A 17,873-nucleotide genomic window follows, 5' to 3' on the forward strand; every position below is an offset into this window, starting at 1 on the left:
AACCCAAAAGGGCAGCTCGTCCCGTCGTCTTCAAGGTGGAAGGAATATTCATTGAACTCTCCATTGGAATACGTGATCGCCGCTCAGAGCGCGTCGGTGTCTGTTTCGCCGGTGCGGATGCGCACCGCCTGATCGATGCCGAAAACGAAGATCTTGCCGTCGCCGATCTGGCCGGTCTTGGCGGCTGCGGTGATGGCTTCGACGGCCTTGTCGACCATGTCGGCACTGACCGCGACTTCGATCTTGATCTTCGGCAGGAAGCTGACCGCGTATTCCGCCCCGCGATAGATCTCCGTATGCCCTTTCTGACGCCCGTAGCCTTTGACTTCGGTGACGGTCAGGCCCTGGATGCCGACGGCGGTGAGCGCTTCGCGTACCTCGTCGAGCTTGAACGGCTTGATGATTGCCATCACGATTTTCATAAGGTTTCACCCTTTGCTGTTGCGGTCCCCCGCGTTTGCACACCTTCACCGATCCCAAAGAGCCGGAGAGTGCCCACAAGGATTCAAGCTCCGTGCCAAGTGCCGAAGCAGGGTGTTAACCCACTGTAAACAAAGAGATTAGGGGGTGCACCGACGCAACCTGCCCACAGCTGCGGCGATACGTCTGCTTAAAAATTAGGCAAATTCTGAAAAATGCCTACTCTGCAGGCGACCGCTTGAGCCGGATCAGCCCTTCCTGCGCAACCGAGGCAATCAGCGTACCGTCGCGGGCAAACAGCGAGCCGCGTGTAAAGCCGCGCGAGCCCTGCGTCGACGGGCTGTCCTGCGTGTAGAGCATCCAGTCGTCGAGCGCATGGCTGCGGTGGAACCACATGGCGTGGTCGAGGCTCGCCGCCTGGATATCGCGATCGAAAATGGCGCGGCCATGCGCGAAGGTCGATGTGTCGAGCAGCGTCATGTCGGAGAGATAGGCGAGCACCGCTGCCTGGATGGCGCGGTCCGCCGGCACCGGACCGGTGGTGCGGATCCAGATGTTCTGCTTTGGCTCCAGCTTTTCGCGGCTGGTGTAATGCTTCAGCATCACCGGCTTCATCTCGATCGGCCGGTCGCGCTCCCAGTAGCGTTTGATGCCATCGGGCACCGCCTCGCCGAATTTGCCCAGCAATTCGCGTTGCGACAGCAATGTGTCCGGCCCCGGAACGTCCTGCGGCATCGGCACCTGGTGCTCCAGGCCGACCTCATCCTGCTGGAACGAGGCTTCGAGCGAAAAGATCGCCTGGCCGTGCTGGACCGCCACCACGCGCCGCGTGGTGAAGGAGCCGCCGTCGCGAATGCGGTCGACCTCGTAGACGATCGGCACCTTGGTGTCGCCGGGCCGCATGAAATAGCCGTGCAGCGAATGCACGTACCGATCGGGATCCACTGTCCGCTGCGCCGCCACCAGCGCCTGGGCGATGGTCTGGCCGCCGAACACGCGCTGCCAGTCGAGCAGCGGGCTGCGACCACGATACAGATTGTGTTCCAGCTTCTCGAGGTCGAGAATGCCGAGAAGCTCGTCCATGGCTGCCGTCATATTTCGCGCCCTCGCCGCAGAAGTGTTATGGCGGTTTCCGACAGGACGGACAGGCAGTCAAGGGCGCAAGACCCGGCCGGCGCAGGAGCGAAGATGATGGAACGCAAGGCGGACACGAAAAACAGATCCGGGCTCGATGTCCTGGTCGCCGGCGCCGGCTATGTCGGCCTGGCCGCCGCCGTATCGCTGAAACAGGCGCGACCGGGCCTCGCCATCGCTCTCGTCGATGCGGCACCTGCTGGCGCCTGGCAAAGGGATGGCCGCGCCTCGGCCATTGCCGCTGCCGCCTGCCGCATGCTCGACCAGCTCGGCGTGTGGGCCGAGATCGCAACCCAGGCGCAGGCGATCACTGAGATGATCATCACCGATTCGCGCACCGCCGATCCGGTGCGTCCGGTCTTCCTGACCTTCGGCGGCGAAGTGGCGCCGGGCGAGCCCTTTGCGCATATGGTCGCCAACAAGGTGCTGAACGGCGCCTTGCGGGCCAGCGCCGAAAGGCTCGGCATCGATATCATCGAAGGCGTCGCGGTGCAGGGCTTCGAGACCAACGGCAGTGGCATCACCGTGCATCTCGCCGACGGCGCGGCGCTGAAGGCGCGGCTGCTGGTCGCCGCCGACGGCGTCAACTCGAAGCTGCGCGACATGGCCGGCATCAAGACGGTGAAGTGGGAATATGGCCAGTCCGGCATCGTCTGCACGGTAGCGCATGAACGCCCGCACAATGGTCGCGCCGAAGAGCATTTCCTGCCGGCCGGGCCTTTCGCCACATTGCCGCTCAAACCCGGCGAGGACGGCACCAACCGCTCGTCGATCGTCTGGGTCGAGCGTACGCCCGATGCCGAGAAGCTGGTGGCCGGTGACGATCTCCTGTTCGAACACGAACTCGAGCAGCGTTTTGGCCTGAAGCTTGGCGAGATCCGCGTTACCGATGCGCCGCGCGCCTGGCCGCTCGGCTTGACCATTGCGCGTGCCTTCGTCGCGCCCCGCATCGCACTCGCCGGCGATGCCGCCCACGGCATCCACCCGATCGCCGGCCAGGGCCTCAATCTCGGCTTCAAGGATGTCGCAGCCCTTGCCGAGGTGATCGTCGAGGCCGACCGGCTCGGCCAGGACATCGGCGCGCTCGACGTCCTCGAACGCTACCAGCAGTGGCGCCGCTTCGACACGGTGCAGATGGGCATCACCACGGACGCGCTGAACCGGCTGTTTTCCAACGATATCGGCCCGCTGCGAACCGTCCGCGACATCGGCCTCAGCCTTGTCGAACGCATGCCGCGCCTGAAGGACTTTTTTATACGGCAGGCGTCGGGGTTGTCCGCCAGCACGCCGCGATTGTTGAAGGGCGAGGCGATCTGAGCGCTATCGCTCAGTTGACCTCGAAACCCAGCTTCTGCCGCAGCCGCAATATCCTCTGGTCGGATATTTCGAGGCGTTTTTCCCCGCCCTGGGCGGCGCGGTTGACCATCTGCAGCAGATCGTTTCGCTCGGCGACATCGAGGCGTTCGCGCAGGAACGGCGCCAGCTTGTCGATGACGACGGTGGTGTCGTCGACCTGCGCCGCCGCCCATTTGGCGTAGATCACCGCCTCGTCGGTCTTCTTCTTGTCGGCGATCTCGGAAATCACCGCGCGGATGACAGCCTCGCGCTGCGGCAGGATGGGCCCATGCTCGGAGACGATTGATGTGATCAGCGTAGCCGCCGCTACGACCGGATCATCGATCGCCGTCAGAGGCGACAGAGCCGCCTGCTTGCGCAGCTTCTTGCGACGGATGTTGCCCTGCACGCGCCCGACAACGTCCGCAACCTCGCGAGCCGCGTCGTTCATCGCCTTCATCCGGTACCACCAGAACGCCGCCGCGCCCATCACGCCAAGGATAGCAATCAGGAAAGGCATGTCGAAATCCCCAAGAACCCCGGCGACGATAGGAGAACTCTCGCCTTGCTTCAACACGCAAAAGTTGCGCACCAAATGAACCGGGACGATCGTTCAATCGAACGCCTTGGTTTCCGCGTGGCTGTAGCACATGGCGGGGGCTATGACCCCGGCACATTGTAGATCGCCCGCACCTCGATGGTGCCGATTTCGGCCAGCGGGATCTCGCCGGCGATCTCCAGCGCCTGGTCGAGACTGTCGGCCTCGATCATGACGAAGCCAAGCAACTGCTCCTTGGTTTCGGCGAACGGGCCGTCGGTGATCAGCCGCTTGCCCTGGCGTCGCCGCACCGTCTTCGACGTTTTCACCGATTGCAGCGCCTGCGCGACGATCAGCACCCCACGATGATCCAATGACCGGTCATGAGCCATCGAATCGGCATCGAGCTTGGCCAGACGCTCCGGCGTCATGGCATGGAGGTCGTTTTCCTCGCCATAGACCAGACAGACATATTTCATTTCCAGCTCCCTTGCTGTGACGAACCATAGGCGATCACGGTATCGGTTGAGTTCTTGCCGGCAGCGACATGGTCGAGAAGGCTGACCGCAATGCCGATGATTGCAACTGCCGCAAGCAGCCGGCCGAAGCCGGAGGGCGGCACATGCAGCGGGCCGCTTTTCCCTGGATCAGCCGTTCGGCAGGTGCTTGTCCAATGGGCAGAAAACAGATTGTTCATGCGAACCTCCATCCGCCACGAGAATCCGTGGCCGCCCGCAGGACGGTCGGGGCCGATGCAAGTCGACATTCTTGCACGTACATTTTTTCAAAAAAATTCGGTGCGGCTCGCCGGTGCTGCGTGCGCGCGCAAACAGCGCGGTGGCCTTCCCTCGCGCCCGCGCTATAGTTGGGAGGAACGCCGCCTGGCCGGCGCCACCGCTGTAATAAGGAGGAATTCATGGACCGCACCGCAAACGCCGTCTGGAAAGGCAATCTGAAAGAGGGCACGGGCACGCTCGACACCCAGAGCGGAACCCTGAAGGGCACGCCCTATTCGTTCAAAGCGCGCTTCGAGGACGAGAGCGGCAAATCCGGCACCAACCCTGAAGAGCTGATCGCGGCGGCGCACGCCGGCTGCTTTGCCATGCAGTTTTCGCATTTCCTGGCCGAGAACGGCACCCCCGCCGCCGAACTCGACGCCAAGGCCGTGGTGACGCTGGTTCCCGGCACCGGGATCACCGGAAGCGCCCTCACAGTGGTCGGCAAGGTCCCGGGCATCGACGTGGCGAAGTTCAAGGAATTGGCCGAAAAGGCCAAGGCCGGCTGCCCGGTCTCGAAGGCGCTCGGCGCCATAAACGTATCGCTCGACGCCAAGCTCGGCTGAAGGCCCGAACGGCAAATTCATCCAGAAACCGCTGGCCCTTGGGCCGGCGTTTTCGTTTGCGGTCAGCCCTTCAACGCGGCCGCCCGCACATCCGATGGCGTCGCGCCGTAGCGCCGCCGGAACGCCCGGTTGAAATAGGAGAGGTCGTTGAAGCCTGCCTCGAAGGCGATCGCCGTGATGCTGCGTCCGGCATGACGAGGATTGCTGAGCATCCGATGCGCGCGCAACAGGCGCTGGCACAGCATGAAATCCGACAGCGACGTGCCTTCGCTCTCGAACAGTTTTCTGATGTAGCGGGCCGAAAGGCGGTGACGGCGGGCGATGTCTTCGGCCGACAGGTCGCCGCCATGGGCTGTTATTTCGGCCTTGATGGCACGCAGCCGCGCCACGCGCACGCCTCGGCCCCGGGCGATTTCTGCCGCGTCTCGGGTGGCACCCATGGCCAGAGCGACGAGATCGAAAATATGCGTCGTCGCCAGATGCCAGGCCTCCGGGGTCAGCACGTCGCCGGCATCCTGGATCGACCTGACATAGTCGAGCAGCAGCCGCATCGCCCCGCCGGAGGTTGGCAGCGGCTGCATCAGCGCCGGCGCCGGGTCGCCGATCAGCGGTGACAGTGCCTTGAGCGAGAAGCTCATATTGACGAAGCGAAGACCGCCTGGCTGGATGACATTGAGGCCGACCTCCTCGCCGCTCATCATCAGCGCCTGGCCGTTGCCGACCGGCTCCTCGCGGCCGCGATGCTTCATCACGCTTGCGCCATCGAGGGCGACCAGGAGGACGAGATCGTCGCTGTCGATCAGCGACGTCGAATGATGGACGCGAAATTCCGAACACGTGCCCGTGGCGATGCCGAGTCCAGGCAACGCGCGCACCTGCATATCGACATGCGTCGGGCCGAGTGGATCGAGATCGACCTTGAGCACCGTGCGGCCATAGACCTCGCGCATGACCTCGACGCGATCCCGCTCCGGAAGCGCGTCCGTCATCAGTCGGAACGAGGCGGTTGGCCCCATCGTCGCCGTCACCGGCATCCCCCATGCCTCAGGTCAATTAGAAGCGGCGTGATATGCGCCGCGCCTCCGAAAACGTCAATACAGGGCCGTTTGGGCCGTTTTTAGGGCCGCTGCGTCCAAGCTGCCCGCTTTTGCCGGACCTAGTTTGCAGCGCGTTTCCGATCAGGAAGCGCATCGCAAACAGCCACAATGGGGTTCGATGTATCATTTGCAATTGTTCAGGACACTGTCGGGGCTCGCCTCGGCAGGCTTCAATCCACGCGTCTATCTGTTGTCCATCGCTCTCGGCGGAACCGTCGCCGACCATCGCGATCCGAAGCGGCCGTGTGGGGAGCGTCGGCCATGAGCGTCCGGCATACAGTCCTGGCGGCACCGGTCCTGTGCCTCGGCCTATCGGGCTGCGTCGGCATCAACCCGGTTTCTGCGGTCGTCGGCATGGCCGGCATGGCGGCGGCCAACTCCGCCGGCATGGCGCAATCGAGCGTCATCAGCCCGCAGGAGCAGGCGAAGTACGCCTCGATGTCCTGTGCGGATCTGCGGCAATTGATGGCAGGTTACGAAGAGGCGAAGAATCATGGGCCGTCGGTCAAGAAATACGGCGGCATGGCGCCGGCCGGCAAGACGGCGATCGTCAACAATGTCATCGGCACGCGGCTTGTCTATCTCCGGCAGCTTGTTGCGAGCAAAGGATGTTGAGGGCCTCGTCACACCACGCCTGCCGGGCGGCACTTGTCGGGCTTGCCGGCTGGCTGGCCTTCAGCGCCGGCGGCGCTTACGGCCAGGGCAAGGGACCGACGACACGCTCGCGCCTCGGTGCGATGCCGGCAGCGCTCGTCGGCAAGTGGGGTTTTGCAGTTGCCAGCGGCAATTATTGCGACACATTCAGCAACTGCGATCCAGGCAGCGGCGGCAGCGTCACCTTTACCTTCGGGGCTGACGGGCGCACCTATTACGCGCTGTTCCAATCGTCTCTGGTCGACGGCTGCGGTCAGGTCCGGTCGCTGACCCTGAAGACCGGCAAGGCCTCCGTGCGCGGTTCGACCCTGGTTTTCACGCCGACGGCAGGAACCTACAAATCCGTCAATGGTTGCCGGCCCGACCTCACGGGCCTCTGGAAATTCAAGCCCGGTGACCTGAAGCCGGTCTCCTTGCGTTGGCAACTGGACGGCAACCAGTTGCGGCTGATCGACCCCGACGGCGAAGCGAGCGGCGTTTACTCGAGGAGGTGAACCTAGCGCTCGCCGGTCAGCGCGTCGATGCGGGCGCGTAACATTGCAATCTCCTCCTCGAGGGCGCTGACGCGCTCCTCGAGGCCGGAGGCAGATGAACCAGCCGACGCAGCCTGCATGGCGATGGGGGCGATCTGCGGAGTCCCGCTCAGCAGATGGACGTAACGCTCCTCGCGCTGGCCCGGTCCGCGTGGGATTTCCTGGATGAGTGGCGGTCGGCGGCCGATCAGCATGTCGAGCTCGGCGCGCAGATCTTCGATCGACGAAAACCGTGCCATGCGCTCGGTGCGCGCCGACAATTCATGGGCCGTCTGCGGCCCGCGCAGCAACAGCAAGCCGATCAAGGCGGTCTGCGGTGTGGTCAGCGAGAAGCGCTGCGCCATCTGGTGCTCGTAGCGCTCGACACGCGAACCGAACATCTGCCGCACCAGCCCCTTTTGTTCGAGCAGCTTCAGCCCCCGGTGCACCTCGCTCTGCTCCAGCGCCATCACCGGCTCGCGCGCCGTCTTCTGGTTGGCGGCGGCCAGTGCCGCGTTGAGCGTCAGCGGATAGACATCCGGCGTCAGCTCCTTCTTCTCGATCAGGCAGCCGAGAATGCGAGCTTCCACAGGGGAAAGGATGGGAAGGTCATCGCTCATTGGATTACTCTCGCCGGCAACCAACCAACCGCCTAAACCCTTCTCTCCACCATCATCTTCTTGATCTCCGCGATCGCCTTGGCCGGGTTGAGGCCTTTGGGGCAGGTCTGCGCGCAGTTCATGATGGTGTGGCAGCGATAGAGCCGGAACGGGTCTTCGAGATTGTCGAGCCGCTCGCCGGTGGCCTCGTCGCGGCTATCGATCAGCCAGCGATAGGCCTGCAGAAGCGTTGCCGGGCCGAGATAGCGGTCGCCGTTCCACCAATAGCTCGGGCACGAGGTCGAGCAGCAGGCGCACAATATGCATTCATAGAGCCCGTCGAGCTTCTCGCGGTCCTCATGGCTCTGCAGCCACTCCTTGGCCGGCTCCGGCGACACCGTCTTCAGCCAGGGCTGGATCGACGCGTGCTGGGCGTAGAAATTGGTGAGGTCGGGCACCAGATCCTTGACCACCTGCATATGCGGCAGCGGGTAGACTTTTACCGCGCCCGAAATGTCGTCGCAGCCCTTGGTGCAGGCGAGCGTGTTGGAACCGTCGATGTTCATGGCGCAGGAGCCGCAAATGCCTTCGCGGCAGGAACGCCGCAAGGTCAGCGTCGGGTCGATCTTGTTCTTGATCCACAGCAGCGCGTCGAGCACCATCGGCCCGCAATCGTCCATGTCGACGAAATAGGTGTCGATGCGCGGGTTCTCGTCGTCGTCCGGCGACCAGCGATAGATGCGGTATTCCCGCAGATTGGTGGCGCCCTCCGGCTTCGGCCAGGTCTTGCCCGGCTTGATCTGCGAATTCTTGGGGAGCGTGAGTTCAACCATGTTCGATCCTCAATACACTCTGGCCTTGGGCGCGATCTTGGCGAGGCTGATGCCGCCGTCCTTTTCAGCCAGCTGCGGCTCGGTGTGCACCGGCCGGTAGGAGAGTGCCACCTTGCCGTCTTCGCTCAGCCTGGCCAGCGTATGCTTGCGCCAGACCGCGTCGTCGCGCGCCGAAAAGTCCTCGCGTGCGTGCGCGCCACGGCTCTCCTTGCGCGCCTCGGCGCTGTAGACCGTGGTGATGGCATTGGCCATCAGGTTTTCGAGCTCCAGCGTTTCGACCAGATCGGAGTTCCAGATCATCGAGCGGTCGGACACTTTGATGTCCTTCAACTCGCCCCAGATCTGCGAAATGCGCTTACAGCCATTTTCGAGCGACTCCTGCGTGCGGAATACGGCCGCGTCTTCCTGCATCGCCTTCTGCATCTTTTCACGCAGCACCGCCGTCGGCGTCGAGCCGTTGGCGTGGCGCAGCCGGTCGAAGCGGTCCATGATCTTTTCGACCGAGGCTTCGTTGGGCGAAGGGATCGCCGACTTGCGGTCGATGACCTGGCCGGCGCGGATCGCCGCCGCGCGGCCGAACACCACAAGATCGATCAGCGAATTCGAACCGAGCCTGTTGGCGCCGTGCACGGAGGCGCAGCCGGCTTCGCCGACAGCCATCAATCCGGGCGACACCCGGTCTGGATTGAGCGCCGTCGGATTGAGCACCTCGCCCCAGTAATTGGTCGGCACGCCGCCCATATTGTAGTGGACCGTGGGCAGCACCGGGATCGGCTCCTTGGTCAGGTCGACACCGGCAAAGATCTTGGCCGATTCCGAAATCCCTGGCAGCCGCTCATGCAGGACGGCGGGATCGAGATGGTCGAGATGCAGGAAGATGTGGTCCTTGTTCTTGCCGACGCCGCGGCCCTCACGGATCTCCAGCGTCATGCAGCGCGAGACGACGTCGCGCGAGGCAAGGTCCTTGGCTGACGGCGCGTAGCGCTCCATGAAGCGCTCGCCCTCGGAATTGACGAGATAGCCGCCCTCGCCGCGCGCACCCTCGGTGATCAGGCAGCCGGCGCCATAGATGCCGGTCGGGTGGAATTGCACGAACTCCATGTCCTGCAGCGGAAAGCCGGCACGCGCGGCCATGCCGCCGCCGTCGCCGGTGCAGGTGTGCGCCGAGGTGGCCGAGAAATAGGCGCGGCCATAGCCGCCGGTCGCCAGCACCACCATCTTGGCCGAGAAGCGGTGGATGGTGCCGTCATCCAGGTTCCAGGCGACGACACCGGTGCAGGTGCCGTCCGGCTCCATGATCAGATCGAGCGCGAAATACTCGATGAAGAACTGCGCATTGTTCTTCAGCGACTGGCCGTAAAGCGTGTGCAGGATGGCATGCCCGGTGCGGTCGGCGGCGGCACAGGTGCGCTGCACCGGGGGACCTTCGCCATAGTTCATCATGTGGCCGCCGAACGGCCGCTGGTAGATCTTGCCCTCTTCGGTGCGCGAAAACGGCACGCCGTAATGTTCGAGCTCGTAGACCGCGGCCGGCGCCTCGCGCACCAGATATTCCATGGCGTCGACATCGCCCAGCCAGTCCGAGCCCTTGACGGTGTCGTACATGTGCCATTGCCAGGAATCGGGACCCATGTTGGACAGCGAGGCGGCAATGCCGCCTTGCGCCGCCACCGTGTGCGAGCGGGTCGGGAACACCTTGCTGATGCAGGCGGTGCGCAGCCCCTGTTCGGCCATGCCGAGCGTGGCGCGCAGGCCGGCGCCGCCGGCGCCAACGACCACCACGTCGAACTTGTGGTCGACAAAGGTATAGCCTGCCGTGTTGGCTTGTTTCGCGTCCTTGGCCAACTCAGCCTCCGAATGCCAGCTTGAGCAGGGCGAAGATCGAGGCGACGCCGACCGCTATGGTGAAAAATGTATTGAGCGCGATCAGCGCCAGCTTCATGCCTTCGCCATGCACGTAATCCTCAATGATCACCTGCATGCCGATCCGCATATGGGTGAGACCGGAGATGAGCACCAGGGCCATCACCAGCGCCACGAACGGGTTGGCAAGGGCTGCCCGCACATGCTCGTGGTCGGCGCCGTTGAGCGCGATCAGGAAACCGACGAAGAACAGGATCAGCGGGATGTTGGCGATCGCGGTCAGGCGCTGGCGCCAGAAATGCCCGGTGCCCTCGCGGGCGGAGCCGAGGCCGCGGACCCTCGCCAGCGGCGTGCGCATGTCGGTGTTTTTGCCGCTCATGATCAAGCTCCCCGCGCCATGGTGCCGGCGATCCATATCAGCAGCGTGAGCAGGATCGAGCCGGCCAGCGTCGCCCAGGCGATCTTCGAGGCGGTATGCTTTTCCAGGCCCGCGCCCGTGTCCCAGATGAGGTGCCGTACGCCGCCCAGCATATGATGCATCAGCGCCCAGGTGTAGCCGAACAGGATGATCCGGCCGAGCCAGGTGCCGAAGGCCCAATTGGCCCAATCGAAGGTCGCCTGCGAGCTTGCCGCCGCCATCAGCCACAGGGCGACCAGCAGCGTGCCGAAATACAGCGCGCCGCCGGTGATGCGGTGAATGATCGACATCGTCATGGTGATCGGCGGCCGGTACACGGTGAGGTGCGGCGAAATCGGCCGTTCACGTCTGGCAAATTCGCGGGTGGCTGGTGATTTGCTCATGGCTCCCCCAGTTCGGCGTCTCTCTGGAGACTCAGGTGGAAATGCGGCATTGCCGCTTCCGGTTGCGACTTCGGACAGCCGGTTTCTAATGCTCTTTTTGCACCGCGTCAAAGCCAGAAAACCGTTTCGAAAACGTAATTTAGTCTGACTAAAAGGCCGGCTTTGGCTTCAATCGATTAGGCCGGGAAGGCCTGAAGCCGGCTCGATATCGCTGCAGTGCAACATATCTGGCCCCAGGGCCCAGCGGTGGTGAGACTGGCGTCAGCGTTTGCAGGTCTGCGGCGTCGATCCCTTCTTCATCACCAGCGCCTCGCGCCCGTCGAGCACGATTGCGTCATGCGTGGCCGCCTGGTAGCGGCTGCTCTGGTTGGCAGGCGACGCCGCAAACTCCTCGGTCGCGCCGTCGGACCCGACCACACGCAACGACGTGCCTAGATTTTGGATGGAAATCATACCGTTGTTGCCGCATCTATAGGTGGCCGTGCCTATGCCTGGTCGCGGCGCGGTAAGGTCGGTGATGATCTTGGTTGCAGCTGCCGGAGGCACCGCGGCTGCGACGGACTGCTGGGCCGGCGCAGGTGAGACGACGACGGTATTGGCTGCCTTCGGCGCGCTGTCTTGCGGCACACAGGCAGCGACGACACCGAGCAACGGGAAAACGGACACCCAAATCGGCCGGCGTAGCGCCATATGCTGTCCTCCCGCGCGGCAAGCGGCCACGATGCTTTGTCCAGATCACGATCGTCCCGACGCCAAGGCGGACGCCGCCGCGATGGTGCGGCCAAGCATGGCCGAATGATGGCCACCGGGTTTTCCATCCAGTCGGATATTAACGGATATTAACCATGTTTACCGAGACATCGCCGCCAAACGCGCCGGCCTCTTAACAAAGGTTAAGAAACCGTTAATTTCTGATTCGAGGAGGCTTTCCCTCAAGACACGGAGGACGCCATGCGTTCGAATTCGGGCAAATCGCGCCTTGCGGCGCTCGTCGTAGCAGCCTCGGTCGCCGGCCTTGCAGCGCCAGCGCTTGCCGGCGCACGGCATCAGGATCGCGTCTACGCCGATTCCTTCGGCAACCTCGTCGTCGACAGCGCCGCCGGCTACAAGCGCATCATCGTCGGCCAAGGCAGGCTGGCCAAGCAGCTCTCCGACTACACCAGCGCCGGCCAGCCCAAGGTGATCTACGAGAACGAAGCCGACGAAATCGGCGGTTATAGCGATTGCTACCGGCCGCCGGTGCTGGTGAAGGGCCGCTCCTATATGTACGGCCTCTCCGACGGCGAGATGCCCGAACTCAGCCCCTGCCGTTAGCTTCCGTTCCGGCTGACGACCAGTTGCCGGCAGGCCCGACGGAGACGCGCACGCAATCGCGCCCGGCATTCTTCGCCTGATAGAGCGCCTGGTCGGCCCGCCGCATCAGATCGGCAAAGTCTTCGCTCGCATGGAGTTCGGCGACGCCGAAGCTCGCGGTGCAGCGGTTGTCAGCCGGCAGTCCGTCTATGGGCAGCGCGCCGAAGGCGCTGCGCGTCCCCTCGGCGAACAGCCGCGCCGCGGCAAGGTTGGTTCCCGGCAGGATGATGGCGAACTCCTCGCCGCCAATGCGGCCGGCAACGTGATGCGCGGCGGCGGCTTCACGCAGGAAGCCTGCAAAAGTCTCGATCACCCGGTCGCCGGACGCATGGCCGAAGCTGTCGTTGACGCTCTTGAAATGATCGAGATCGGCTATGACCAGCGCGACCGGCACGCCTTGCCGCAGGGCGCCAAGCACCGCCAGTTCGGCATGGCGGGTGAAGCCGCCGCGATTGAGCAGGCGCGAAAGCGTGTCCGTCTCCGACTTCGACGTCACTTCGGCAAGCACGTCGCGAACCAGGATGGCCAGCATCAGCAGCGCCAGCGCCAGCGCAAAGACAGTGCCGAGCGATTGCGACACCAGCGCGTAGTTGCTTTGCAGATAGGCTTGCGGATTGGCGCCCCAGCCGCCGAGCGCATGGGCGATGAATGGCTTGGAGGCAAACTGCAGGCCGCTCGCCGCCAGCACGGCCATCAATATGCGATCGAGACGGTCAAGCTTTTGCCTCGATGACCAGACGATGGCCAGCCCGATGAACTGCATGACCGCATAGGGAAGCTGGTAGGCCATGATGCGGATCAGCGACTGGCGGGGCAGGTCCTGTGCGAAATACACAGCTATGGTGGTGGCCAACAGGAAAAACAGCATCGCCTTCCAGGGCGGCGCCACGCCGTATTTGCGGGCAAGCCCGCCATTGAACGCAATGGTGGCGGCAAGGAAGACCGCGAAGGCGGCAACGACCGGGAGCCGCGCGTCGGCAAAAGCGGGAATGGAGAATTCGATGGCCGAATAGGCCATGCCCAGCAGATAGCCAAATGCCAGCCAGCGCGCCGGCGCCCGGCCGACATCGTGGAAGGCGACCGCCATGAAGCAGGCCGCCAGCAGGCCGGCAACCGACAGATTGATCAACAGGATGAAGTTGGCGCCGCTCATGTTCTCCCGCACCCGCGCCGACAGCTAATCATCGACGGGCGAAGAAGACGTTAACGTCCTGGCCGGGCAGGATTCAGCCGGTCTTGAGCGGCTCCGGCAGGAACGCCGTTTCCGGTCGCTCATAGGACAGGCGTACACTGTCTCGGCCGTTCTTCTTGGCCTTGTAGAGCGCATCGTCGGCACGGCGCATCAGCGGCTCCAGCGCCTCGTCACCGCTGCGGGCCGCCACGCCGAAGCTTGCCGTCACCTTCGTTCCCTGGGGAAGCCCGTCGACATGGCCGGCCGAATAGACCGTGCGCACCGCTTCGGCGAACAGCCGTGCCGCGGCAAGATCGCTGAGTGGCAGCAGCACGGCGAATTCCTCGCCGCCGATACGCCCGGCAACACCGCGCGCGCCGGCCGCCGACCGAAGCTTGGCGGCGAAATCGGCAATCACGCGATCGCCCGCCCCATGCCCATGCACATCGTTGAGCGCCTTGAAATGGTCGAGGTCGGCCAGCACCAGCGCGACCGGGAACCGCGCCGAGGCGCAGTGCCGCAAGAGCAGCATGCCGCGCTCCTCGAAGCCACGCCGGTTGAGCAGGCCCGACAGAGGGTCGGTAAAGGTCTCGGTCTTCAACGCCTTCAACACGTCGAGTGCCGCGGCGGAAAACAGGCACAGCGCGATAAGCAGCGACAGCAGCGCGTGCGACAGCAGCGCCGTCGTCCAGTAGGACGAGCCATAGAACCCGTCATAGCTCGTGAAGGGCCCGTGCGCGATGACGACGACAAGGGTGCGCACGAAGAAATTGACGCCCGACAGCAGCGACAGCACGAACAGGATTTTCTCGGTCGGGCCGCTGTTGCGCACCGGGCGCAGTTCGGCGGCAACCAGAAGGCTGATACCGCCGAAAGCGAAATTCATCGCCAGGATGCGCCAGGTGAGATCCGGCGCGACGAACAGGAACCAGCAGAACGACGCCAGTCCCCCGCAGGCCAGCGCGCCGATCCCCACATAGGGCACGTTGCGGCCATAGCGGTGGACGATGGCGCCGGCCAGGCAGCAGCCGGCGATGCTGAAGCAGATGTTCGACACCAGCTTGGTCAGCGGCATGCCGATCGGCAAGGTGAAATACTGAAGCAGGAAGCCCACCGCCGAGAGACTGTAGCTGAGCGCCAGCACGGCCAGATAGGGGCGGTGGCGCTGATAGGACCATAGCACGAGGAATGCCGCGCCGAGCGCCAGCGCGATCGTGGGGTTGAGCAGCGCTATGAGCAGACCCGTGTCCAAACGACTATGACTTCCCCTCGCTTACGTCGGGGAAGAGCTTAGAGGGCAAGCCCAAACAAGCGGTTAAGCCTCGCCGCAAGCAGGACCGCCATCTCAAAATAATGTCAGGGAACCGCCGTCTCCGGTCAGCGTTCCTTCGTTGACAATCTGGAGCGACCGATGGCCGACACAATCACACTGACCGACCACGATGCGATCCGCTCGTGGGCTGCCGGGCGCGCCGGCTTTCCCGCAATCGTCGACATCTCGCCCGAAGCGGGGACGCAGCCCATGTTGAGGCTGGTCTTCGGCCAGCACGCCTATCAGGATCAGGACCAGCCTGAACGGCCGCTCAATGCGGGGGGCTATGAACTCGTCGAATGGGACGAATGGTTCAAGCTCTTCGAAGAACAACAGCTTGCCCTTGTGGTCGCGGCCGAACAGCCCGGACGCCGCGAGGAGTTCCACGAACTCGTCCGCCGTGACGGGAAGCGTTGACCCGAGCCGGGTGCGGCTCGGGTCCGTTCAAGTCCGGACTACTTCCACTCGCGGATGTCGACGAAATGGCCGGCGATCGCCGCCGCGGCCGCCATCGCCGGCGACACCAGATGGGTGCGGCCCTTGAAGCCTTGCCGGCCCTCGAAATTGCGGTTCGAAGTCGAGGCGCAGCGTTCATGCGGCTTCAGCCGGTCGTCGTTCATGGCCAGGCACATCGAGCAGCCCGGCTCGCGCCAATCGAAACCGGCGGCGACAAAGATCTTGTCGAGGCCTTCGGCTTCCGCCTGTTCCTTGACCAGGCCGGAGCCCGGCACGATCATCGCATCGACATGCGGGCTGACCGTCTTGCCTTCGACCACCTTGGCGACGGCGCGCAGATCCTCGATGCGGCCATTGGTGCAGGAACCGATGAAGACGCGGTCGAGCGTGATGTCGGTGATCCTGGTGCCCGGCGTCAGACCCATATAGTCGAGCGCGCGCTGCTTGGAGGTGCGCTTGTTCTCATCGGTGATGTCGTCCGGGTTCGGCACGATGCCTTGCACCGACACGACGTCCTCGGGCGAGGAGCCCCAGGAGACGATCGGCGGCAGCTTGGCCGCGTCGAGCACGATCACCTTGTCGAAATGCGCGCCCTCGTCGGACTGTAGCGTCTTCCAGTATTCGAGTGCCGCATCCCAGGCCGCGCCCTTCGGCGCGCGCGGCTTGTCCTTGACATAGGCGAAGGTCGTCTCGTCCGCGGCGATCAGGCCGGCGCGCGCGCCGCCTTCGATCGACATGTTGCAGATCGTCATGCGGCCCTCCATCGACAGCGCACGGATCGCCTCGCCGGCATATTCAATGACATAGCCGGTGCCGCCGGCAGTGCCGATCTCGCCGATGATGGCCAGGATGATGTCCTTGGCGGTGACACCTTCCGGCAATTGGCCGTCGACACGCACCAGCATGTTCTTGGCCTTGCGCTGGATCAGCGTCTGCGTCGCCAGAACATGCTCGACCTCGGATGTGCCTATGCCATGCGCCAGCGCGCCGAAAGCGCCGTGCGTCGAGGTGTGGCTGTCGCCGCAGACGATGGTCATGCCGGGCAGTGTAAAGCCCTGCTCCGGACCGATGATGTGGACGATGCCCTGGCGGATATCGTTCTCGGAATAATATTCGACGCCGAAATCCCTGGCGTTCTTGGCCAGCGCCTCGACCTGGATGCGGCTTTCCTCGTTCTTGATGCCGAACTTGCGCTCGGGCGAAGTCGAGACATTGTGATCGACCACGGCCAGCGTCTTTTCCGGATGCCGGACTTTACGGCCGGTCATGCGCAGGCCTTCGAAGGCCTGCGGACTGGTCACTTCATGGACCAGGTGGCGGTCGATGTAGAGCAGGCAGGTGCCGTCTTCCTGGCGATCGACGACATGGTCGTCGAAAATCTTGTCGTAGAGGGTGCGCGGTGCGCTCATGTGCGTAAATCCGTCGATATGAGAATGGGAAAGAGCAGGTGCCGGACCTCCGGCCCGGCGAAACGACCCCGATGGGTCGGCCTAGGGTAGTCGGCTGGTCAGCGCCCCGGACACGCGCGCGGAGAAGCGCGACGGCAGGCGTTTTCTGTCCTGCAGCACGAACCCCTTGTAGGCCGGATCGCCAAAAAGCTCTTCCATGGCGTGGCTCATATCAATGTTTTGGGTTTTCGGCAATTGTAAGCTGCCTTCGCAGAACTCGGGTTCCTCGTCCTCACTTCCACACCTTCAGGGGGAGAGGAAGGGAGCCGACCTTACTTAAGCTAGCGCCTTCCTCTACCCCGTCGATCGGGGGAGAGGAAGGAAGCCAAGATCGGAGAACGCGCCGCTCAGATCACTTCAAACACAAACGTCTTCACCAGCGCATCCGGCTCGGCGATCGCATAGCAGCGGAACCACGGGCTTTCCTCGACCGGCCGCCATTTCCCAGTCTGCTCCAACTCATCGAACACCGCCTGGAAGCCGCCGCTCTCGAACACCCGGTCGCGCACGGTAAAGATCGCATGGCCGCCCTTGCGGGTGATGCGCACCAGTTCGTGCAGGCCTGTCGCCGGCGCATGGCTGATGGTGAACACGCCTGTCGAGAAGAAGGCGCGGAAAAACCCGTCCGGCCACGGCAGCGGACCGCCCAGCATTGCCTGCTTCAGTTCGCTGTAGGCATTGCGGCTGCCGGCGATCTTCAGCATATCGTCCGAGAGGTCGAGCCCCGCAATGTCGCGGTAGCCGAGCGCATTCAGCGACGGTCCCGACAGGCCGGTGCCGCAGCCGGCATCGAGCAAGGGGCCATCGCCCGCCGGCACATGGCGCGCCACCCAGGCGGTGATCAGGAAAGGCAGGAGGTAGCCGAGCGAGGCGGTCTCGCTGTCATAGGTCGCGGCCCATGCGGCATAGGCCTCTTCAAGCGCTTCCGGCGTGTCGGCCGTATAGACGGAATCCAGCGCCGCATTGGCTTTGTCGACGATCATGGGGACCTCCTCAACGGGAATG

The 17,873-nt window shown here is 63.9% G+C and carries 22 protein-coding genes; 6 read left to right on the plus strand and 16 right to left on the minus strand.

The window, feature by feature from the left end:
• Positions 1-83: 83 nt before the first annotated feature.
• Positions 84-422, minus strand: a complete 339-nt coding sequence (locus P3C39_RS10020) for a P-II family nitrogen regulator (RefSeq protein ID WP_013528889.1) — start codon at positions 420-422, stop codon at positions 84-86.
• A 217-nt stretch (positions 423-639) separates the two neighbouring features.
• Positions 640-1,515 (minus strand): acyl-CoA thioesterase II, encoded by an 876-nt coding sequence (gene tesB, locus P3C39_RS10025; protein ID WP_013528888.1) that lies wholly within the window; start codon positions 1,513-1,515, stop codon positions 640-642.
• A gap of 96 nt (positions 1,516-1,611) precedes the next feature.
• On the opposite strand from tesB, the gene P3C39_RS10030 reads away from it, so the two are divergent.
• Positions 1,612-2,871: a ubiquinone biosynthesis hydroxylase gene (locus tag P3C39_RS10030; protein ID WP_275953529.1), complete on the plus strand. Its 1,260-nt coding sequence runs from the start codon at positions 1,612-1,614 to the stop codon at positions 2,869-2,871.
• A gap of 10 nt (positions 2,872-2,881) precedes the next feature.
• Here the strand turns inward: P3C39_RS10030 and P3C39_RS10035 are convergent, their stop codons facing one another.
• From P3C39_RS10035 to P3C39_RS10045, 3 genes are all read right to left on the minus strand, one after another.
• Entirely contained in the window at positions 2,882-3,409 is a 528-nt protein-coding gene (locus P3C39_RS10035; protein WP_275953437.1) for a hypothetical protein, read from the minus strand.
• Positions 3,410-3,549: 140 nt separating this feature from the next.
• Entirely contained in the window at positions 3,550-3,906 is a 357-nt protein-coding gene (locus P3C39_RS10040) for a YciI family protein (RefSeq protein WP_275953436.1), read from the minus strand.
• On the minus strand, positions 3,903-4,124 hold the full coding sequence (locus tag P3C39_RS10045; RefSeq protein ID WP_063170404.1) for a hypothetical protein: 222 nt from the start codon (positions 4,122-4,124) through the stop codon (positions 3,903-3,905). Before P3C39_RS10045 ends, P3C39_RS10040 begins: the two co-directional genes overlap by 4 nt.
• Positions 4,125-4,343: 219 nt before the next feature.
• Here P3C39_RS10045 and P3C39_RS10050 point away from each other — a divergent pair, with 219 nt between their 5' ends.
• Positions 4,344-4,769 (plus strand): OsmC family protein, encoded by a 426-nt coding sequence (locus P3C39_RS10050; RefSeq protein WP_275953435.1) that lies wholly within the window; start codon positions 4,344-4,346, stop codon positions 4,767-4,769.
• 62 nt (positions 4,770-4,831) lie between these two features.
• On the opposite strand, the gene P3C39_RS10055 is transcribed toward P3C39_RS10050, so the two are convergent.
• Complete coding sequence (locus P3C39_RS10055) at positions 4,832-5,803, minus strand: AraC family transcriptional regulator (RefSeq protein ID WP_013528882.1); 972 nt, start codon at positions 5,801-5,803, stop codon at positions 4,832-4,834.
• Positions 5,804-6,127: 324 nt separating this feature from the next.
• Here P3C39_RS10055 and P3C39_RS10060 point away from each other — a divergent pair, with 324 nt between their 5' ends.
• Positions 6,128-6,481, plus strand: a complete 354-nt coding sequence (locus P3C39_RS10060; RefSeq protein ID WP_013528880.1) for a hypothetical protein — start codon at positions 6,128-6,130, stop codon at positions 6,479-6,481.
• Positions 6,475-7,014: a hypothetical protein gene (locus P3C39_RS10065; protein WP_013528879.1), complete on the plus strand. Its 540-nt coding sequence runs from the start codon at positions 6,475-6,477 to the stop codon at positions 7,012-7,014. Before P3C39_RS10060 ends, P3C39_RS10065 begins: the two co-directional genes overlap by 7 nt.
• Positions 7,015-7,016: 2 nt before the next feature.
• On the opposite strand, the gene P3C39_RS10070 is transcribed toward P3C39_RS10065, so the two are convergent.
• From P3C39_RS10070 to P3C39_RS10095, 6 genes are all read right to left on the minus strand, one after another.
• Positions 7,017-7,652 (minus strand): DUF480 domain-containing protein, encoded by a 636-nt coding sequence (locus P3C39_RS10070; RefSeq protein WP_164753663.1) that lies wholly within the window; start codon positions 7,650-7,652, stop codon positions 7,017-7,019.
• A gap of 32 nt (positions 7,653-7,684) precedes the next feature.
• Complete coding sequence (locus tag P3C39_RS10075) at positions 7,685-8,464, minus strand: succinate dehydrogenase iron-sulfur subunit (RefSeq protein ID WP_013528877.1); 780 nt, start codon at positions 8,462-8,464, stop codon at positions 7,685-7,687.
• Positions 8,465-8,473: 9 nt separating this feature from the next.
• A complete protein-coding gene (sdhA, locus tag P3C39_RS10080; protein WP_275953434.1) occupies positions 8,474-10,309 on the minus strand; it encodes a succinate dehydrogenase flavoprotein subunit in 1,836 nt (611 codons plus the stop codon).
• Between the two features lies 1 nt (position 10,310).
• Positions 10,311-10,706, minus strand: a complete 396-nt coding sequence (gene sdhD / locus P3C39_RS10085) for a succinate dehydrogenase, hydrophobic membrane anchor protein (RefSeq protein ID WP_013528875.1) — start codon at positions 10,704-10,706, stop codon at positions 10,311-10,313.
• A gap of 2 nt (positions 10,707-10,708) precedes the next feature.
• Positions 10,709-11,128: a succinate dehydrogenase, cytochrome b556 subunit gene (gene sdhC / locus P3C39_RS10090; protein WP_013528874.1), complete on the minus strand. Its 420-nt coding sequence runs from the start codon at positions 11,126-11,128 to the stop codon at positions 10,709-10,711.
• A gap of 261 nt (positions 11,129-11,389) precedes the next feature.
• A complete protein-coding gene (locus tag P3C39_RS10095; protein WP_275953433.1) occupies positions 11,390-11,818 on the minus strand; it encodes a hypothetical protein in 429 nt (142 codons plus the stop codon).
• Positions 11,819-12,079: 261 nt separating this feature from the next.
• Between P3C39_RS10095 and P3C39_RS10100 the strand changes: the two genes are divergently transcribed.
• Positions 12,080-12,442 (plus strand): hypothetical protein, encoded by a 363-nt coding sequence (locus tag P3C39_RS10100; RefSeq protein ID WP_024504989.1) that lies wholly within the window; start codon positions 12,080-12,082, stop codon positions 12,440-12,442.
• On the opposite strand, the gene P3C39_RS10105 is transcribed toward P3C39_RS10100, so the two are convergent.
• Positions 12,426-13,634: a GGDEF domain-containing protein gene (locus P3C39_RS10105; protein ID WP_275953432.1), complete on the minus strand. Its 1,209-nt coding sequence runs from the start codon at positions 13,632-13,634 to the stop codon at positions 12,426-12,428. The genes P3C39_RS10100 and P3C39_RS10105 overlap by 17 nt on opposite strands.
• 73 nt (positions 13,635-13,707) lie before the next feature.
• A complete protein-coding gene (locus P3C39_RS10110) occupies positions 13,708-14,904 on the minus strand; it encodes a GGDEF domain-containing protein (RefSeq protein ID WP_275953431.1) in 1,197 nt (398 codons plus the stop codon).
• 159 nt (positions 14,905-15,063) lie between these two features.
• Here P3C39_RS10110 and P3C39_RS10115 point away from each other — a divergent pair, with 159 nt between their 5' ends.
• Entirely contained in the window at positions 15,064-15,381 is a 318-nt protein-coding gene (locus tag P3C39_RS10115) for a hypothetical protein (RefSeq protein ID WP_013528869.1), read from the plus strand.
• A 38-nt stretch (positions 15,382-15,419) separates the two neighbouring features.
• Here P3C39_RS10115 and leuC read toward each other — a convergent pair whose 3' ends face one another.
• Positions 15,420-16,829 (minus strand): 3-isopropylmalate dehydratase large subunit, encoded by a 1,410-nt coding sequence (gene leuC, locus P3C39_RS10120; RefSeq protein WP_063169533.1) that lies wholly within the window; start codon positions 16,827-16,829, stop codon positions 15,420-15,422.
• Positions 16,830-17,215: 386 nt separating this feature from the next.
• Positions 17,216-17,851: a class I SAM-dependent methyltransferase gene (locus P3C39_RS10125; RefSeq protein WP_013528866.1), complete on the minus strand. Its 636-nt coding sequence runs from the start codon at positions 17,849-17,851 to the stop codon at positions 17,216-17,218.
• Positions 17,852-17,873 lie beyond the last annotated feature (22 nt).

This window comes from Mesorhizobium sp. XAP4 (genome assembly GCF_029269325.1).
Taxonomy (GTDB): Bacteria; Pseudomonadota; Alphaproteobacteria; order Rhizobiales; family Rhizobiaceae; genus Mesorhizobium; species Mesorhizobium ciceri.

Bases quoted from the DNA above. Each gene is read 5' to 3' on its own strand.
- tesB (WP_013528888.1), bottom strand. From the start codon at position 1,515: ATGACGGCAGCCATGGACGAGCTTCTCGGCATTCTCGACCTCGAGAAG.
- P3C39_RS10020 (WP_013528889.1), bottom strand. From the start codon at position 422: ATGAAAATCGTGATGGCAATCATCAAGCCGTTCAAGCTCGACGAGGTA.
- P3C39_RS10040 (WP_275953436.1), bottom strand. From the start codon at position 3,906: ATGAAATATGTCTGTCTGGTCTATGGCGAGGAAAACGACCTCCATGCC.
- sdhD (WP_013528875.1), bottom strand. From the start codon at position 10,706: ATGAGCGGCAAAAACACCGACATGCGCACGCCGCTGGCGAGGGTCCGC.
- P3C39_RS10055 (WP_013528882.1), bottom strand. From the start codon at position 5,803: ATGCCGGTGACGGCGACGATGGGGCCAACCGCCTCGTTCCGACTGATG.
- P3C39_RS10065 (WP_013528879.1), top strand. From the start codon at position 6,475: ATGTTGAGGGCCTCGTCACACCACGCCTGCCGGGCGGCACTTGTCGGG.
- P3C39_RS10075 (WP_013528877.1), bottom strand. From the start codon at position 8,464: ATGGTTGAACTCACGCTCCCCAAGAATTCGCAGATCAAGCCGGGCAAG.
- P3C39_RS10060 (WP_013528880.1), top strand. From the start codon at position 6,128: ATGAGCGTCCGGCATACAGTCCTGGCGGCACCGGTCCTGTGCCTCGGC.
- P3C39_RS10030 (WP_275953529.1), top strand. From the start codon at position 1,612: ATGGAACGCAAGGCGGACACGAAAAACAGATCCGGGCTCGATGTCCTG.
- P3C39_RS10045 (WP_063170404.1), bottom strand. From the start codon at position 4,124: ATGAACAATCTGTTTTCTGCCCATTGGACAAGCACCTGCCGAACGGCT.
- leuC (WP_063169533.1), bottom strand. From the start codon at position 16,829: ATGAGCGCACCGCGCACCCTCTACGACAAGATTTTCGACGACCATGTC.
- P3C39_RS10105 (WP_275953432.1), bottom strand. From the start codon at position 13,634: ATGAGCGGCGCCAACTTCATCCTGTTGATCAATCTGTCGGTTGCCGGC.
- P3C39_RS10050 (WP_275953435.1), top strand. From the start codon at position 4,344: ATGGACCGCACCGCAAACGCCGTCTGGAAAGGCAATCTGAAAGAGGGC.
- P3C39_RS10100 (WP_024504989.1), top strand. From the start codon at position 12,080: ATGCGTTCGAATTCGGGCAAATCGCGCCTTGCGGCGCTCGTCGTAGCA.
- P3C39_RS10070 (WP_164753663.1), bottom strand. From the start codon at position 7,652: ATGAGCGATGACCTTCCCATCCTTTCCCCTGTGGAAGCTCGCATTCTC.
- sdhC (WP_013528874.1), bottom strand. From the start codon at position 11,128: ATGAGCAAATCACCAGCCACCCGCGAATTTGCCAGACGTGAACGGCCG.
- P3C39_RS10035 (WP_275953437.1), bottom strand. From the start codon at position 3,409: ATGCCTTTCCTGATTGCTATCCTTGGCGTGATGGGCGCGGCGGCGTTC.
- P3C39_RS10115 (WP_013528869.1), top strand. From the start codon at position 15,064: ATGGCCGACACAATCACACTGACCGACCACGATGCGATCCGCTCGTGG.
- P3C39_RS10125 (WP_013528866.1), bottom strand. From the start codon at position 17,851: ATGATCGTCGACAAAGCCAATGCGGCGCTGGATTCCGTCTATACGGCC.
- P3C39_RS10095 (WP_275953433.1), bottom strand. From the start codon at position 11,818: ATGGCGCTACGCCGGCCGATTTGGGTGTCCGTTTTCCCGTTGCTCGGT.